This is a genomic window from Olsenella sp. SW781, from assembly GCF_012027725.1.
In the GTDB taxonomy this organism is placed as follows: domain Bacteria; phylum Actinomycetota; class Coriobacteriia; order Coriobacteriales; family Atopobiaceae; genus Thermophilibacter.
In genome coordinates, this window is the sequence record NZ_SJOU01000007.1 from 1 (window position 1) to 16091 (window position 16091).

Annotated in this window: 17 protein-coding genes; 14 read left to right on the top strand and 3 right to left on the bottom strand. The window is 69.6% G+C overall.

The window, feature by feature from the left end:
• Positions 1 to 95: 95 nt before the first annotated feature.
• Positions 96 to 758: an HAD family hydrolase gene (locus E0L17_RS05410; RefSeq protein ID WP_167930238.1), complete on the top strand. Its 663-nt coding sequence runs from the start codon at positions 96 to 98 to the stop codon at positions 756 to 758.
• A 76-nt stretch (positions 759 to 834) separates the two neighbouring features.
• Here the strand turns inward: E0L17_RS05410 and E0L17_RS05415 are convergent, their stop codons facing one another.
• Positions 835 to 1785, bottom strand: coding sequence for an SPFH domain-containing protein (locus E0L17_RS05415; protein WP_167930239.1), 951 nt, complete (start codon positions 1783 to 1785; stop codon positions 835 to 837).
• A gap of 120 nt (positions 1786 to 1905) precedes the next feature.
• On the opposite strand from E0L17_RS05415, the gene E0L17_RS05420 reads away from it, so the two are divergent.
• The 11 genes from E0L17_RS05420 to E0L17_RS05470 all read left to right on the top strand — a co-directional run bounded on the left by E0L17_RS05420 (position 1906) and on the right by E0L17_RS05470 (position 12578).
• Positions 1906 to 2973 carry a hypothetical protein gene (locus tag E0L17_RS05420; RefSeq protein WP_167930240.1) on the top strand — a complete coding sequence of 356 codons (1068 nt, stop codon included), beginning with the start codon at positions 1906 to 1908 and terminating at the stop codon, positions 2971 to 2973.
• Between the two features lie 78 nt (positions 2974 to 3051).
• Positions 3052 to 3963, top strand: coding sequence for a DUF3100 domain-containing protein (locus tag E0L17_RS05425; RefSeq protein ID WP_167930241.1), 912 nt, complete (start codon positions 3052 to 3054; stop codon positions 3961 to 3963).
• Between the two features lies 1 nt (position 3964).
• Complete coding sequence (locus E0L17_RS05430; RefSeq protein WP_167930242.1) at positions 3965 to 4453, top strand: hypothetical protein; 489 nt, start codon at positions 3965 to 3967, stop codon at positions 4451 to 4453.
• Positions 4454 to 4455: 2 nt separating this feature from the next.
• A complete protein-coding gene (locus E0L17_RS05435) occupies positions 4456 to 5826 on the top strand; it encodes an amidohydrolase family protein (protein ID WP_167930243.1) in 1371 nt (456 codons plus the stop codon).
• A complete protein-coding gene (locus E0L17_RS05440; RefSeq protein WP_167930244.1) occupies positions 5826 to 6593 on the top strand; it encodes a sulfite exporter TauE/SafE family protein in 768 nt (255 codons plus the stop codon). The genes E0L17_RS05435 and E0L17_RS05440 overlap by 1 nt, the downstream gene beginning before the upstream one ends.
• Before the next feature lie 111 nt (positions 6594 to 6704).
• Positions 6705 to 7856: an aldo/keto reductase gene (locus E0L17_RS05445; protein ID WP_167930245.1), complete on the top strand. Its 1152-nt coding sequence runs from the start codon at positions 6705 to 6707 to the stop codon at positions 7854 to 7856.
• Between the two features lie 92 nt (positions 7857 to 7948).
• On the top strand, positions 7949 to 8929 hold the full coding sequence (locus E0L17_RS05450; RefSeq protein WP_206109019.1) for a hypothetical protein: 981 nt from the start codon (positions 7949 to 7951) through the stop codon (positions 8927 to 8929).
• A 164-nt stretch (positions 8930 to 9093) separates the two neighbouring features.
• Positions 9094 to 9672, top strand: a complete 579-nt coding sequence (locus E0L17_RS05455) for a xanthine phosphoribosyltransferase (protein WP_167930246.1) — start codon at positions 9094 to 9096, stop codon at positions 9670 to 9672.
• Between the two features lie 312 nt (positions 9673 to 9984).
• Positions 9985 to 10308 (top strand): ArsR/SmtB family transcription factor, encoded by a 324-nt coding sequence (locus E0L17_RS05460; RefSeq protein WP_167930247.1) that lies wholly within the window; start codon positions 9985 to 9987, stop codon positions 10306 to 10308.
• Between the two features lie 10 nt (positions 10309 to 10318).
• Positions 10319 to 10537: a cation transporter gene (locus E0L17_RS05465; RefSeq protein WP_167930248.1), complete on the top strand. Its 219-nt coding sequence runs from the start codon at positions 10319 to 10321 to the stop codon at positions 10535 to 10537.
• A gap of 136 nt (positions 10538 to 10673) precedes the next feature.
• Positions 10674 to 12578, top strand: coding sequence for a heavy metal translocating P-type ATPase (locus E0L17_RS05470; protein ID WP_167930249.1), 1905 nt, complete (start codon positions 10674 to 10676; stop codon positions 12576 to 12578).
• Between the two features lie 52 nt (positions 12579 to 12630).
• Here E0L17_RS05470 and E0L17_RS05475 read toward each other — a convergent pair whose 3' ends face one another.
• On the bottom strand, positions 12631 to 12891 hold the full coding sequence (locus E0L17_RS05475) for a glutaredoxin family protein (protein ID WP_167930250.1): 261 nt from the start codon (positions 12889 to 12891) through the stop codon (positions 12631 to 12633).
• Between the two features lie 103 nt (positions 12892 to 12994).
• Complete coding sequence (locus tag E0L17_RS05480; protein WP_206109021.1) at positions 12995 to 14035, bottom strand: D-alanine--D-alanine ligase family protein; 1041 nt, start codon at positions 14033 to 14035, stop codon at positions 12995 to 12997.
• Positions 14036 to 14134: 99 nt separating this feature from the next.
• Here E0L17_RS05480 and E0L17_RS05485 point away from each other — a divergent pair, with 99 nt between their 5' ends.
• On the top strand, positions 14135 to 14566 hold the full coding sequence (locus E0L17_RS05485; protein ID WP_167930251.1) for a hypothetical protein: 432 nt from the start codon (positions 14135 to 14137) through the stop codon (positions 14564 to 14566).
• Between the two features lie 230 nt (positions 14567 to 14796).
• Positions 14797 to 15966, top strand: coding sequence for an MFS transporter (locus E0L17_RS05490; protein ID WP_286163311.1), 1170 nt, complete (start codon positions 14797 to 14799; stop codon positions 15964 to 15966).
• Positions 15967 to 16091 lie beyond the last annotated feature (125 nt).

Below are 16091 nucleotides of genomic sequence, written 5' to 3' on the forward strand. Positions count from 1 at the left end.
GTCTCACCCGTCCCCCTTCGTCTCGCCCGCCCTTCGTCTCACCCGTCCCTGCGCTACAATGCGGCGTCGGACGAGGCTCAGGCGAGAGGAACCCTATGCAGACGCCCCAGGCGGTCATCTTCGACATGGACGGAACGCTCGTCGACACCGAGCGCGTGAGCCAGACGGCATGGCGGCGCGCGGCGTCCGACCTCGGAATCGAGGTCCCCGAGCGCATCTGGGACGCCTTCGTCGGCTGCAGCATGCCCGACGCCCACGCGATGGTCGACGCCGAGTTCGGCGACCCGGCCCTCACCGACCGGCTCTTCTCGCACCAGCACGAGCTCTACTTCGCCATCCGCGAGCAGAGCCTCGAGCCCTGCGAGGGCGCGCTCGACGCGCTCCGGGCGCTCGCGGAGGCCGGCATGACGCTCGCGCTGGCCACCTCCACCGCCTGCGAGCACGCGCTGCCCCTCATGGACCGCTTTGGGATGACGCCGTTCTTCTCGTCCATGACCTTCGGAGACCAGATCGGGCGCGCCAAGCCGGCGCCCGACATCTACCTCGAGGCCGCCAGCCGGCTTGGCCTCGGCCCCGCCCGCTGCGCCGCCGTGGAGGACTCGGTCAACGGGGCGCTTGCCGCCTGCGCCGCGGGCATGGCCACCTACCTCGTGCCCGAGTGGGCCACCCCCACCCCCGAGGTCGTCGAGCGGTGCGCCGCCGTGCTGGGAAGCCTGCGTGAGCTCCCCGCCGCCGTGCTGGGCCGGGACGCCCGCTAGACGAGAGAGGTGGGCCCGGAGGCCCCCGAGGGGAACGACCGGAGCCCGCCCGAAGCGGATCGTGTGGGTGCGGGGGCTACTTCTGCGGGGCCGCCGGCGGAACCTTGGAGCCCTCGTTCGCCTGCCCGGCGGCGAGCATCTGCTCGAACATGCCCGCGGTCTGCGTGAAGTCGCTCGGCAGCACCACGGTGGAGCTCTTGCCCGCCTTGGCGAACTCGCCCATCATCTCGGTCCACTGCGTGAACATGAAGAGCTGGTTGGCCTCGGCGGCGGAGACGCCCGTCTCCTGGATCGTGGCGAGCGAGTCGGAGATGCCGGCGGCGATGGCCTTGCGCTGGTTGGCGATGCCCTCGCCGGACTTCTCCATGGCCTCGGCCTCGGCCTGCGCCTCGGTCACGCGGCGGATGCGGTCGGCCTCGGCCAGGTCCTGCGCCGCGGCCTTGGTGCGCTGGGCGGCGTTGATCTGGTTCATCGAGTCCTCGACCTCGGCCGGCAGCGCGATCTTGGTGATGAGCGTGGAGACGAGCGTGAAGCCGTAGGCGGTCATCTGCTCGGACACGGTGTCGTTGACGTCGCGTGCGATGTCGTCCTTCTTGGCGAAGACCTCGTCGAGCGTGTAGACGGGGATCGACGAGCGCAGGGCGTCGGTGATGAAGTCGCGCATCTGCGCCACGGGCTGCTGCAGCATGTAGTAGCTCTTGTAGACGCCGGACTGCTGCGGCGTGGCCCCGGTCTCGTAGCTCACGTGGTACTGCGCGGAGACCTCGAGGCCGATGGTGACGTTGTCCTGCGTCTTGACGTCGATGTTGAAGCCGTTCTTCATCGTGCGCAGGGAGACCGTGGCGGCCTTGCGGTCAACGAACGGAATCTTGGCGTGGAAGCCCGCGCCCACGATGCGGTGGAACTTGCCCAGGCGCTCGATGATCACGGCGTGCTGCTGCTTGACCACGTAGAACAGGTTGCCCGTGACCAGCCCCACGATCAAGAACACGACAAGGACGAGAAGAACGAAGCCTAAGAGCTCCATAGTCACTCCCTAGAACGACCAACAGGTTCTTCTCAGCATACCCATCTGGCCGGACAACAATATACTGGAAGCTGAGTTTTTACCGTGAGCTGGCATTTCCGCCGGACGGAGGGAGCACCCATGCCCGCTTTCCGCTTCTCGCGCCGCGACGAGTCCCAGATCGACCCCTTCAACGCGGGCGAGCCCGTCCTGCCCTGGGATGACCCGGGCGCGCTGGCTGACGAGGGGGACGTCTTCGACGACCGCCCGTACGAGGGGGCGGGCGAGCCGGGGCCCCAGGCGGAGCCCGTCGAGTACGCGCCGCACGGCGAGCCGGGCGGCCAGCCCCACAAGCGCGAGGACAACTACCGGGCGCCCACCACGCGGGGGCACGACTACGACGCCCCCTCCATCGACGGGCCGCCGGCGGGCGGGCGCCGGGCGCGCCGGGCGCGACGGCCCGCGGCGGCCGAGCCCGTCAGCGCCCGCGGGGCCTCGGGCTCGAGGCTCGGGAAGCTCATCGCGGCGGTCGTCGCCGTCCTCATCGCCGTGAACGTGGCGGTGCCCGTCCTCATGCTCGTGGGCGAGTTCGTGGAAAACGTGTCCTCGTCCGCCGGAAGCGCCTTCGACGCCGCCGAGGACACGTCCTACCCGACCTCCTACGAGAGCGACGAGGCCGACGAGGGCGCCATGGAGCTCGCCGCCTCGGCCGCCCTCTCGGGCGCGCTCGCAGACCCCGAGTCCGGCGCCCTGCACGACCTCATCGCCGGCTACCTGGACGACAAGCTCCTCTCCGTCGAGGGCTACACCGCCGAGGAGCTGGGGATAGACGCGGACGCCTTCGCCGCGTGGGCGATCACCAGCACGTCCTTCTCGACCAGCGGCGCGTACGACCGCGGGGACGGGACGGCCGTCGTGTACGCCGACGTCGTCGCGCCCAGCGTCAACGACGTCTTCTGGGCCTTCGACGACGCGATCGCGGGATACCTCGTCGAGCAGGACCTCTGGGGCGTCTACGGCGGGGACCAGGCCACTGACCTCACCGACGAGCAGCGGGCGCACGTGGGCGACGTCTTTGCGGGCGTGCTCGAGGACGCCGAGGGCATCGAGGCCTTCAGCTCGATCGGCCTCCTGCGCGAGGGCGACGGGTGGGTCGCCGACGCCGACGGGCTCGCCGACGCCTTCACGAGCATCTACGGCCTCTGGTAGGGAGATTCTTTCCGCATGCCGCCTGACCTCTGATATCCTCGTGTCGTCCACAACCCCAAGGTCGACGGGAGGAGCCTCATGGCAAAGCCCGAGGAGCCGCCGGCGTATGCCTACGCGTCGCTCGCGGAGCGCGTTCGCGCGGAATGGAAGACCTATCTCGTGGCGCTGGTGTTCGCGGTCATAGCGAGCGCCATCGGCCAGATCTCGATCCCCCTGGGGCCGGGGACGCTCATCCTCTTCCCCATCTTCTACTCGCTCATCATGGGCGTCCTCTCGGGCCCGAGCGTGGCCAAGATCTTCAAGACCCCTCAGGTGAAGGCCGCCTCCAAGCTCGTGATCGTGGCAATCTGCCCCTTCATCGCCAAGCTCGGCATCAACGCGGGCGCCTCGCTCGACACCGTCATCTCGGCGGGGCCGGCGCTCTTCGCGCACGCCTTCGGCGACATCCTCACGATCCTCATCGCCGTGCCGGTGGCCCTGGCGCTCGGCCTCAAGCGCGAGACCATCGGCGCCGCGAGCTCGATCAACCGCGAGACCAACCTCGCCGTCACCACGGACGTCTACGGCGCGGAGAGCCCGGAGGCCAAGGGCAGCCTCGCCATCTACGTGGTGGGCGGCATGCTCGGCACCATCTACTTCGGGCTTCTCGCCAGCCTCGTGGCGGCGTTCGGCCTCTTTGACCCACTCTCCCTCGGCCTTGCCGCCGGCGTGGGCGCGGGCATCATGATGGCCGCGGCCACGGGCGTGCTCGGCGCCATCTACCCCGGGCAGGCCGACCAGATCACGGCGCTCGCCTCCGCGAGCCAGACCATCGCCGGCATCGACGGCGTGTACCTGGCGATGTTCGTCGCGCTGCCGCTCGCCGCCGGGCTCTACAGGACCCTCGAGCCGCGCTTCGCGGCGCTGAGGCACGAGCCCTCCGCGGTCCTCGCCGAACGCGAGGCGGCCGCGGCGGGCAGGGGCGACGCGGGCGAGAAGGACGGTGAGTAGCGTGCGCAGCATCGAATGGGCGTTTCTCTTCGTGGTGTCCGCGGTGGGCATCGCGCTGGCCAACCTCGTGGGCTTTCAGGTGGGCATCGTGGAGAGCCTGCCGGGGATCCTCATCCTCGTGGCGCTCTCCCTCGCGGGCATGGCGTGCACCAAGCTCATCCCGCTCAAGCTCCCGATCGTGGCCTATGTCTCGATCCTGGGCCTGCTCGTGGCCGGCCCGTGGAGCCCGGTGCGCGACTTTGTGATCGCCTCGGTGGGCGTGATCAACCTCACGGCGCCGCTCGCGCTCGTGGGCGCGTTCGCCGGCATCGGCGTGGCCGACCAGCTCGGCTTCTTCGCGCGCCAGGGCTGGAAGATGGTCGTCGTGGGCATCGTCTTCATGACGGGCTCCTTCGTCATCACCGCCATCATCTCCCAGCTCCTGCTCACCCTCACCGGCGCCGGTGGCACGCCCTTCGCACCGTTTCCTCTCAACATCCCCAGGAGGTAACCATGCTCGACATCCTCATCACGGACGCGACCGTCCTGCTCCCCCACGCCGCCGGCGTGGCCCGCCACCAGACCGTCGGCATCGAGGCGGGGCGCATCGCCCTGCTGCGCGCGGCGGACGCAGAGGCCGACGCCGCCCTCGGGGCCGCCGAGCGCATCGACGGCCGCGGCAAGCTCGTCATGCCCGGCCTCGTGGACTGCCACACCCACACCGGCCAGCAGCTGCTCAAGGGCCGCGTCCTCGACGAGCTCCCCATGATCTGGACGCGCATCATGCTGCCCTTCGAGTCCACGCTCACGCCCGAGCTCATGCGCCTCTCGGCCGAGCTCTCCGCGCTCGAGATGATCAAGTCCGGCACCACCTCGCTTGTGGACGCCGGCAGCTACTTCATGGACGAGGCCGCCTCCGTCTACGAGGCCGCCGGCCTGCGCGCCACGTTCTCCGTCTCCACGATGGACCAGCCGGGCCTTCCCGCCTCCATCGCCACCACGACCGACGAGGCCGTGGCCGTGGCCGACGCCCTCTACGAGCGCTGGGACGGCGCCGCGGGCGGCCGCATCCGTGTGGCCTACGCCCTGCGCGCGCTCATGAGCTGCTCCGAGGAGCTCATCCGCCGCACGGCAGAGCACGCCAACGAGCGCGGCGCCCTCATCCAGGCCCACATGAACGAGTACGCGGCCGAGGTCAACTACACCCTCCAGAGCCAGGGCGTGCGGCCCTTCGAGTACCTCGAGCGCCTGGGCGGCGTGCTCTCCGAGCGCTTCCTCGGCGCGCACTGCCTCATGCTCTCCGAGGTCGAGAAGAACATCCTCGTCGAGCGCGGCGTCAAGGTCTGCCACTGCCCGTTCTCCAACTGCGCCAAGGCCACGCCCGAGACCCCGAGCCTGCGCTCCCGCGGCGTCGTCGAGGGCCTCGGCACCGACGGCGCGGCCCACGGCGGGCTCTCCCTCTGGGCGGAGATGCACCTCTTCCGCTCGATCATGAACGTCACCCACGGCGTGCCCATCGCCGACCCCGCCGTCATGCCCGCCCGCGCGATCGTCAACATGGCCACCGAGAACGGCGCCGCCTTCATGGGCACCGAGGGCGCGGGCGCAGTCGAGCTCGGCGCCGTGGCCGACCTCATCACCGTCGACCTGGTGAACCCGGGCATGTATCCCACCGGCAACGTCGTGAACACCCTCGTGGAGTGCGCGGGCGCGGCAGACGTGCGCGACATGGTCGTGGACGGGCGGCTCGTCATGCGCGACCGCGAGGTCCTCACGCTCGACGAGGCCGCCATCATGGACCGCGCCGCGGACTACCAGGCCCACCTCGACGAGCTCGCCGACGCCGCCGCGCATGAGGCCGAGAAGAGCGGGGCGGTCGCGTAGTGGGCGCCGGCACGCTCGCGCTCGTCGCGGCCGCCAACGCGCTCGTGGGCGCCTGCGTGGGCCTCACGGGCATCGCGGGCTTCCTGCTGCCGATGTTCTACGCCGGCTTTCTCGGCCTCGCACCCGTGGAAGGCCTCGCGCTCTCCTTCGCGGCCTTCATCGTCTCCGGCGCCCTGGGCTGCCCCGCCTACCGCCGCACCGGCGACCTGCCGCTGCGCGCGAGCGCGGGGCTGCTCGCGGGGAGCTTCCTCGGCGCGCTCGCCGGCACGCAGGTGGGGCTCGTCCTGCCGGCAGACGTGCTGACCGTGATCCTCTACCTCGTGGTGCTGGGCTCGGGGGCCTCCGTCCTTCTCCGCATGCGCGCCGGCGAGAAGGGCGCGGCCGACGTCGCGCCCATGCCCGGCGCCGGGAGGCTCTTCGTCGTGGGCCTCGTGACCGCCGTGGTCTGCGCCGCCTCCGGCGCGGGCGGGCCCGTGCTCGTGGTGCCCGTGCTCATGCTCATGGGCGTGGGGCCGCGCACGGCCGTGGGCATGGCGCTGCTCGACTCCGTCGCCATAGCCGTGCCCGCGACCGTGGGCTACCTCCTCGGGGGCGGCGTCGGGGCCGAGGTGTGGTCGCTTCTGCCCGCGGCGCTGGTGGCGCACGGGGCGGGCGTCCTTCTCGGCAGCTTCAACGCGCACAGGATCAACGCCCCCCTGCTCAAGGGCATCGTCGCCGTGGGGTCGATCGCCGTGGCGCTCTTCAAGCTCGCCCAGCTCGCGCTCTAGGCGAGGCCTCGCTGCCCGGGGCCCGGCTCGCGGCGCGCCCTGCATCAAAATCGAGACGGGCCGCCCGGGACGGCGTACAATGGTCCCGGACCATCGAGGGAGAGGGGACCCATGATCGGATCAGAGACCACGCGCGTCGCGCCGTTCCAGGACGCCAGGGGCAAGCTCGGCTTCGGCTGCATGCGCCTGCCCAAGCTCGAGGACGGCGCCGTCGACATCGTCACGTTCACGCAGATGGTCGACGCCTTCCTCGACGGCGGCCTCAACTACTTCGACACTGCGCGCCCCTACCACTCCGGAGGCTCCGAGCCGGCGCTCGCGCAGGCGCTCACCTCGCGCCACGACCGCTCCGAGTTCCTGCTCGCGGACAAGCTCTCCCCCAACGGCTTCGAGCGCCGCGAGGACATCCGACCGCTCATCGAGGACCAGCTGCGCGCCTGCGGCGTGGACTACTTCGACTTCTACCTCATGCACTCGCAGGGCATGGGCAACTACGAGAAGTACCAGCGCGAGGGCGCCTACGAGGAGGCCTTCGCCGCGCGCGACGCCGGGCTCGTGCGCCACGTGGGCTTCTCGTTCCACAGCAACGCCGCCTTCCTCGACCGCATCCTGACCGACCACCCCGACGTCGAGTTCGTCCAGCTGCAGGTCAACTACCTCGACTGGGAGAGCGGCGTCATCCAGAGCCGCGCGTGCTGCGAGGTCGCGGCCGCCCACGGCAAGCCCATCATCGTGATGGAGCCCGTCAAGGGCGGCCGGCTCGTCAACCTGCCCGACGAGGCGCGCGAGGCGCTCGCCGCCGCGGGGCCCGGCTCGCCCGCGAGCTACGCGCTGCGCTTCGCCGCGGGGCTGCCGGGCGTCGAGATGGTCCTCTCCGGCATGGGCACGCCCGAGATGATTGCGGAGAACGTGGCGACGTTCTCGCCGCTCAGGCCGCTCTCCCCCGCCGAGCGCGACGCCATCGACCGCGTGACGCAGATCCTGCGCGGCCAGAACGCGATCGAGTGCACGGCCTGCCGCTACTGCGTGGACGGCTGCCCCAAGAAGATCAACATCCCCGACGTCTTCTCCTGCCTCAACGCCAAGCGCGCCTACGGGGAGAGCTCCGCCGGCTTCTACTACACGTCGGTCCACACGGGCCACGGCCACGGCCTTGCGTCCGAGTGCGTGGGCTGCGGCGCCTGCGAGCGCGCCTGCCCGCAGCACCTGCCCATCCGCGAGCTGCTCAAGGAGGTCGCGGCCGAGTTCGAGACCGAGGCCTAGGCGAGCCAGATGGTTTTTCTCGCCACGTGAATACGAGCGACCGTAGCGGGGAACAAAACACTGTCTGAAAACGACGAGACCCGGGAGGCCCCATGGAAGACACGCACGCCGAGAAGAACCCGGCCCCCGAGCACAACGCTCACTTCGCGAGCCCCGGCATCTTCGAGGTCGGCCACTCGCCCAACGAGGTCGTCCCCGCCGCGGACGGCCCCGAGCCGATCGAGGGCCGCCTGCGCAAGGCGCCGCTGCGCGTGCCTGACAACTACGAGGAGTGCAGCGGCTTCACGCTCTTCGGCCGGCGCATCCGGACGCTGCTCTACTCCACCGACGTCGCCGCGATCCGCAACTCCAACGCGGACGCGATCTTTGCCGTCTACCCGTTCACCGCGCAGCCCGCCATCACGCAGGCGCTGCTCACGGTAGCCGAGGCGCCGCTCTTCGTGGGCGTGGGCGGCGGCACCACCACGGGCCGGCGCGCCGCGGAGCTCGCCGCGGTCTCGGAGATGCAGGGAGCCGCGGGCGTGGTCCTGAACTCCCCCGCCACCCCGGAGATGGTCGCCCAGGTGGCCTCCACCGTGGACATCCCCGTGATCGCCACGATCACGCGCTTCGACAACGAGGCCGCCGAGAAGATCCAGTCCGGCGCGCGCATCATCAACGTGGCGGCCGGCCGGCGCACAGCCGAGGTCATCGCCGAGCTGCGCGCCGCCTTCCCCGCGCTGCCGATCATCGCCACCGGCGGGCGCGACGACGAGACCGCCGCGGCCACCATCGCCGCGGGCGCGAACGCGCTCATCTGGGCGCCGCCGAGCGTCGTCGAGCTGCAGCGCGACATGATGATGCGCTACCGCGAGAAGGCGGAGGCGGCGGCCGAGGCCGCGGGCGAGGAGCGTCCCGTCGCCACCGTGGTCCCCGACATCACCGACATGCCGGTGGCCGACGTGCCCAACGGCGTGGTGGAGAGCGTGCCTCCCGAGGTCGAGGCCGCCGAGCAGATCGGGGACGAGGACTTCGTGAGCCCGTACCGCGGGCGGCTGCCGCGCCTGCCGTTCTTCGGTCGGCGCGCCAAGTAGCGGGCGCGCGTCCTTCTCGCCCGCGCCCCTCTCGGCGTGCGTCCCGACGCTGCCAGCCGCTGACTCCCGACAATTCCAGACGAAGTTTCAGGTGAGCGGAACCAAATGCGCGCCGAGCGTGCATAATGGACGGGACGCCAACACCACACGAGAGGGGCAGGCACATGCTGGAGCTTGAGGACCGCATCCGCAGGGACGGGATCGTTCGCGAGGGCAACGTCCTCAAGGTCGACAACTTCCTCAACCACCAGTGCGACGTGGCCCTCTACGACCACATGGGCGCCGAGTGGGCGCGCCTCTTTGCCGGCAAGCGCATCGACAAGATCCTCACGATCGAGGCCTCCGGCATTGGCATCGCGTGCGTGGCGGCAACCCACTTCGGCGGCGTGCCCGTGGTCTTTGCGCGCAAGACCGAGTCCAAGAACCTCGACGGCGACCAGTACCGCACCAACATCACGAGCTACACCAAGGGCCGTGAGTACCAGGTCATCGTTGCCAAGCGCTTCCTCACGCCCGGCGAGCACGTGCTCATCATCGACGACTTCATGGCCATGGGCTGCGCGATGAACGGCCTGCTCCAGATCTGCGACGAGGCGGGCGTCATCGTGGAGGGCATCGGCATCGCCATCGAGAAGGGCTTCCAGCCGGGCGGCGACGAGCTGCGCCGCCGCGGCTACCAGGTGGAGTCGCTCGCCATCGTGAAGTCCATGGACGCCGAGACCGGCGAGATCGTGTTCGCGTAGGCGCGGCACCCTGCCCAGGCTTCGATTGTCGGTGGCTTTCTGGACGAGACTCCAGTACTACCCCGACTGTGACATTTTCTACCTGCGCTTCTTGTAGCCTCTTTTTGCCGCTACCGAGCATTCCGCTCAAAGATCACCGACAATCGTCACCCCTGTCCCCTGCCGTCTGGGGCACAGGGGTCCGTGCGCGTCCACGGCGCGACCAGACGCCAAATTCCCGTTGACATATGAACAGATGCTCATATAATCATGAGTAAGAAAACGTATGAACATCCGTTCAGATGTTCATTCTCACGTGAGAGGAGGCTCATCATGGCCGAGAAGGTAGCAGCCGGGGAGGCCCCCGACGAGATGCCCGACGAGGAGCTGCTCTACGACCTCGCCGACCTGTTCAAGGTCTTCAGCGACACCACGCGCATCAAGATCCTCTACGCGCTCATGGGTCGCGAGCTCTGTGTCGCGGACATCGCCGAGGAGACGGGGTCCACGCAGAGCGCCGTCTCCCACCAGCTGAGGACCCTCAAGTCGGCGCGCCTGGTGAAGTTCCAGCGAGACGGGCGCAACGTCCTCTACTCGCTTGCCGACGACCACGTCTACACGATGCTCAACCAGGGCATGTCCCACATCTGCGAGTAAGGAGACCGCGATGCGAAAGTCATTCAAGCTCGATGAGATCGACTGCGCCAACTGCGCGCGCAAGCTGCAGGACGAGCTCGCCAGGGTGGACGGCGTGGACGCCGTCTCGGTGAACTTCATGACGCAGAAGCTCACGCTCTCCGCGGCCGACGACCGCTTCGACGACGTGCTGGGCCGCGTGGTCGCGCTCGCGGCCAAGATCGAGCCCGACTGCGAGATCATCCGCTAGAAGGGGACGGGTTATTTCTCTCAGAGTTTTCGGGACAGGTCGATAACGCGCGCGGCACATGGCGCGCCACGCAGCCCAGGCCTGTCCCAAATTCTCTGAGAGAAAAAACACGTCCCCAATTTGCAGAGGAGCTAATGTGAACAAGAAGCAGAAGCGGTGGCGCAACCGCATCATCATCGCCCTGGCACTCTTTGCTGCGGCGTTCGCCGTCGAGGAGAGCGGGCTTCTCGCCACGCTCTTTGGGACGCCGGGCGATGTCTACGCGAGCTTCGTGCTCTTCTTCGTCCCCTACCTCATCGCGGGCTACAAGACCCTGCTCGAAGCCGCGCGCAACATCCGTCGCGGAGACCCCTTCGACGAGGCGTTCCTCATGTCCGTGGCCTCGCTCGGCGCCTTTGCGATGGTCTTCTTCCCCGACACCGACCCCCACATGGCCGAGGGCGCGGCGGTCATGCTCTTCTACCAGGTGGGAGAGCTCTTCCAGAGCTACGCCGTGGGCCAGAGCCGCAAGTCCATCGCCGCCATGATGGACATCGCGCCCGAGTACGCCAACGTCGAGAAAGACGGCGAGCTCGTAGAGGTGGACCCCGCCGAGGTCGCCGTGGGCGAGACGATCGTGGTCAAGCCCGGCGAGCGCGTCCCGATAGACGGCGTGGTCACGGACGGCGTCTCCCAGCTCGACACCGCCGCGCTCACCGGCGAGTCCGTCCCGCGCCACGTGGAGCCGGGCGCAGACGTCATCTCCGGCTGCGTCAACATGACGGGCGTCCTGCGCGTGCGCACGACCAAGCCCTACGGAGAGTCCACGGTCGCCCGCATCCTCGAGCTCGTGGAGAACGCGAGCGAGAAGAAGGCCCGCACCGAGAACTTCATCACCCGCTTCGCCCGCGTCTACACGCCGGCCGTCACGCTCTCGGCGCTCGCGCTCGCCGTGATCCCGCCGCTCGCCGGCATGGGCGCCTGGTCCGACTGGATCCTGCGCGGCCTCACCTTCCTCGTGGTGAGCTGCCCGTGCGCGCTCGTCATCTCCGTGCCGCTCTCCTTCTTCGGCGGCATCGGCGGCGCCTCGCGCCTCGGCATACTCGTCAAGGGCTCCAACTACCTCGAGCTTCTCGCCCACGTGGACACCGTGGTCTTCGACAAGACCGGCACGCTCACTTCGGGCACCTTCAACGTGGTGGCCATCCACCCGGAGGCCGGCGTGGACCCCGACTACGTGCTCTCCATGGCGGCGCACGCCGAGTCCTTCTCTGACCACCCCATCGCCGTCTCCGTGCGTGCCGCCTACTCCGGCGAGATCGACCGCGAGAGGATCGCCGAGGCCCGTGAGGAGTCCGGCCACGGCGTGAGCGCTCGCGTGAACGAGCACCTGGTCCTCGTGGGCAACGACAAGCTCATGGCCGAGCACGGGGCCGCCTGGCACGACTGCGACCTCACCGGCACGATCCTGCACGTCACCGTCGACGACGAGTACGTGGGCCACATCGTGATCGCCGACGTGGTGAAGGAGGACGCCGAGAAGGCCATCCGCGACCTCCACGCCGCCGGCGTGCGCCGCTGCGTCATGCTGACCGGAGACCGTCAGGACGTGGCCGAGGCCGTGGCCGCACGCCTCGGCATCGACGAGGTCCGCGCACAGCTCCTCCCCCAGGACAAGGTCGACGCCGTGGAGCGCCTGCTCGCGGGCGAGAAGAACGGGGCGCGCCTGGCCTTCGTGGGCGACGGCATCAACGACGCGCCCGTGCTCATGCGCGCGGACGTGGGCATCGCCATGGGCGCGATGGGCTCCGACGCCGCCATCGAGGCGGCAGACGTCGTCCTCATGGACGACAGGCCGTCCAAGATCGCCCAGGCCATGCGCGTGGCCCGAAAGACCATGCGGATCGTCTGGCAGAACATCGTGTTCGCCATCGGCGTGAAGGTGCTGATCCTCGTGCTCGCCGCCTTCGGCGTCGCCAACATGTGGCTCGCGGTCTTCGGGGACGTGGGCGTGGCGATGATCGCAATCCTCAACGCCATGCGCTGCATGCGCGCGGAGTAGCGCGCTAAACGGAACAGGGGGCGGCCCCGACGGACCGCCCCCTTCCGGTCTCTCAGCGGAGGTTTGCCCCGAGGTAGGCGATGATGTCCTCCGACTCGTACATCGGCTCGCCGTCGACGAAGAGGCAGGGGACCTGACCCTTGCCGCCCACGCGAACGAGCTCGTCGCGCGCGGCGGGGTCGGAGGTGATGTCCTCCACCGTCACGCGCCCGTCATCGAGCCCGACGCGGGAGAGGTACGCGAGGACCTTCTGGCAGTAGGGGCAGCCGGGCATGACGAACAGGCGGTATGAGGGGGAATCGGACGCGGGCATGGAGAGCTCCTCTCTGGTCGGGTTCTTCCGCCCGTATCCTACCCACGGCGAGCGACGCGATGCGCCCTCCACGAAAACTCGCCTAAATGGGGCCTGGCCCCTTTTAGGCGAGTTTTTCGGCGACGAGGGACTCGAGGACGTCGCCGAGCTCGTGGCCGGCGACGCGCATCATCTGGGGGAAGCGCGAGTAGTACGTGAGACCCGGCATGGAGTTGACCTCGTTGAAGACGACCTCGCCCCCCGGCGTGACGAAGAGGTCCACGCGCGCGAGTCCCTCGCAGCCAAGCGCCTCGTAGACAGCCGTCCCGGCGGCGCGGACGCGCGCGAGGACGTCCTCGGGGAGCTGGGCGGGGCAGCGGAGCTCGGTGTTTGCGCCCGGGTCCTTCTCGAGGTGGATGCGGAAGAACCCGTCGCCGGAGACCACGATCTCGTCGGGCTCGCCCATCCAGGTGCCGCGCACGGCGTCGCCCACGATGGCGCAGCCCACCTCGACGCCCGTGATGGCCTCCTCGACGGCGACCTTCTCGTCGAGCGCGAACGCCGCGTCGAGAGCCTCGGCGTATGCGGCCTCGTCGGCGGCGCGGGAAACGCCGATCGAGGAGCCTCCGCGCGCGGGCTTCACGAAGACCGGGTAGCCGCCGCAGGCCTCGACGGCCGCGGCACACTCCTCCGGGGAGCACCCGCGCCAGAGCACCTCGCAGCGCGGCGAGCGCACGCCGGCCGCCGCGGCCAGCCGGTGAGACGCGTCCTTGTCCATGCACACGGCGCTCGCCATGACGCCGCAGCCAACGTACGGGACGCCGGCGACCTCGAGCGCGCCCTGGACGGTCCCGTCCTCGCCGCCCTGGCCGTGCAGGACGGGAAGGGCGACGTCAACCGCGAGTGGACGCGCGACGCCGCCCTCTCCCAGCTCGACGAGGCCCGACCCCGGGACGAGCGCCACGGGCGCGCAGTCGTGCTCCTCCCACGACCCGGTGAGCTCCGCCGGGTCCCCCGCGTAGCGCAGCCAGCGTCCGTCGCGCGTGATGCCCACGAGCACGAGCTCGAAGCGACCGCCCAGCGCGGAGATGACGTTGTCCGCGGACTTGCAGGAGATGTCGTGCTCGGTGGAGACGCCACCGAAGATGAGTGCAACCCTCGTCATGACCAACCCTTCGTCGGATACCTTCACGCGCCCCATTATAAGGATGACGGGAGACAGCGCGCGGTATAGTTGAGGTGACCGTCACCCTAAGGAGGAACCATGTCAAAAGAGCGCAAGCTCCTCAAGATCGTCTGCTTCCTGTACGTCCTCGACGCCCTCGCCTGCCTCGTCTTTGGCGGCATAACGCTCGCCGGCATGGGGCTGCTCGACCCCGCCGACGTCGTGAGCGTGGGCGGCATCGACTTCAACCTGCAGGCCTGGGCCGTCATCTTCGGCATCTGGGGCATCGTGTCCGGCGTCTTCTACCTCATCTACGCCGGAGCGGGCATCCGCGGCGCCAACACGCCGCGCAAGATCGGGCCCTTCCGCGCCATGAGCCTCGTCGCCGTCGTCTTCTCGGTGGTCGGCCTCGTGCTCGGCGTCGCGCTCGACGGCGCTGCCGCCAACATGAGCATGTACGTGGTCTCGATCGTCTTCGCGGTGCTGTGCTTCGTGCTGTCCGGCAAGATCAAGGAGCAGGCAGAGCGCTAGGGCGAGAAGGACCTGCCATACAGGCCCCTTTCATGCGGCGCCCGCCCCCCGGGGCGGGCGCCGCTCGCATGAGTGCCGCGCCTTCGGGCCGCTCCCGAAAGACCTCGCAAGGGGGCATGAGACCTGATGCCATGCTGCTATCCCTCTGGCTCTGGTTACGCTAGAGTCTCCCCCGGAAACGTCGAGCCGCGACCGTACGAAGGGAACCCATGGCCTCCCCCACGCCCCGCATGACGACGCGAGAGCTCCTCCCGCTCGTCGCCCTCACCCTGTCAGCCTTCCTGCTCAACACCTCGGAGTTCGTGCCCATCGGCCTGCTCACGGACATCGCCGGGGCGTTCTCGCTCAGCGAGTCGGGCGCCGGCGCCATGATCTCCATCTACGCATGGGCCGTGGCGCTCCTCTCGCTGCCGCTCATGCTCGCCGCGAGCCGCATCTCCCCGAGGGCCCTCATCGTCTCGGTGCTCGCCGTCTTCTGCGGCGGGCAGGTCGCCTCGGCCCTTGCCCCCACGTTCGAGCTGCTCGTGGCATCCCGCCTCATCGTTGCCGCCGCGCACGCGGTCTTCTGGTCGGTGGCCTCCCCCTTTGCCGTGCGCGTGGCGGCGCCCGAGAGGTCCTCGCTCGCCATGAGCATGATCGTCACGGGAACCTCCGTCGCCATGATCTTCGGGCTGCCGCTCGGCCGCGCGCTCGGGCTCGCCCTCGGCTGGCGGATGACCTTCGTCTGCGTGGGGGCGGCCGCCGCGGTGGCGCTGGTCGGCCTCGTCGCGTTCTTCCCGCGGCTCGAGGCGGGAGAGCCGTTCACGCTCGACCGCCTGCCCGAGCTCGCTCGCAACCGCGCGCTCGTGGGGCTCTACCTCGCCACCATCCTCTTCGCGACCGGATACTACACGGGCTACAGCTACATCGAGCCCTTCCTCAAGCAGGTGGCAGCCATGCCCGACGCGCTCATCACCGCCGCGCTCACCGTATTCGGCGTCGCGGGGCTCGGCGGGAGCTGGCTCTTCGCCCGCCTCTTCGACGCGCACCGCCGTCCCTTCCTCACCGCAACGATGCTCGGCATGGCGGCGGCGCTCCTCCTGCTCCTCCCCCTCGCGGGGGTTCCGGCCGGGCCCTTCGCGGTCTGCGTCATCTGGGGCGTCTCCGCCACCGCCTACAACGTCGCCGCGCAGGCCGAGGTCATCCGCAGCACCTCGCAGGCTGCCACCCCGGTTGCCATGTCGGTCTTCTCCGGCCTCTTCAACGTGGGGATCGGCACGGGCTCGATCATCGGCGGCCTGGTGTGCGACGCCGCGGGGCCCGTCGGCGTGGGACTCGTGGGCGGCGTCATCGCCGCCGCCGGGGCGCTCTACTGCCTCGCGCGCCTCGGGCGACTCCTCGAGGGGGAGGGGCAGCGCTGAGCCCGGCATCCCGACGGCCCTGGGGCGGCCATCGCCTGCAATCAGGCGGATAGTGTGAAACTTTCCCCGAGCGGCCTGCAATCAGGCGGATAGTGGGAAGCCTTTTCCGGCCCCGCTCCCCAGGA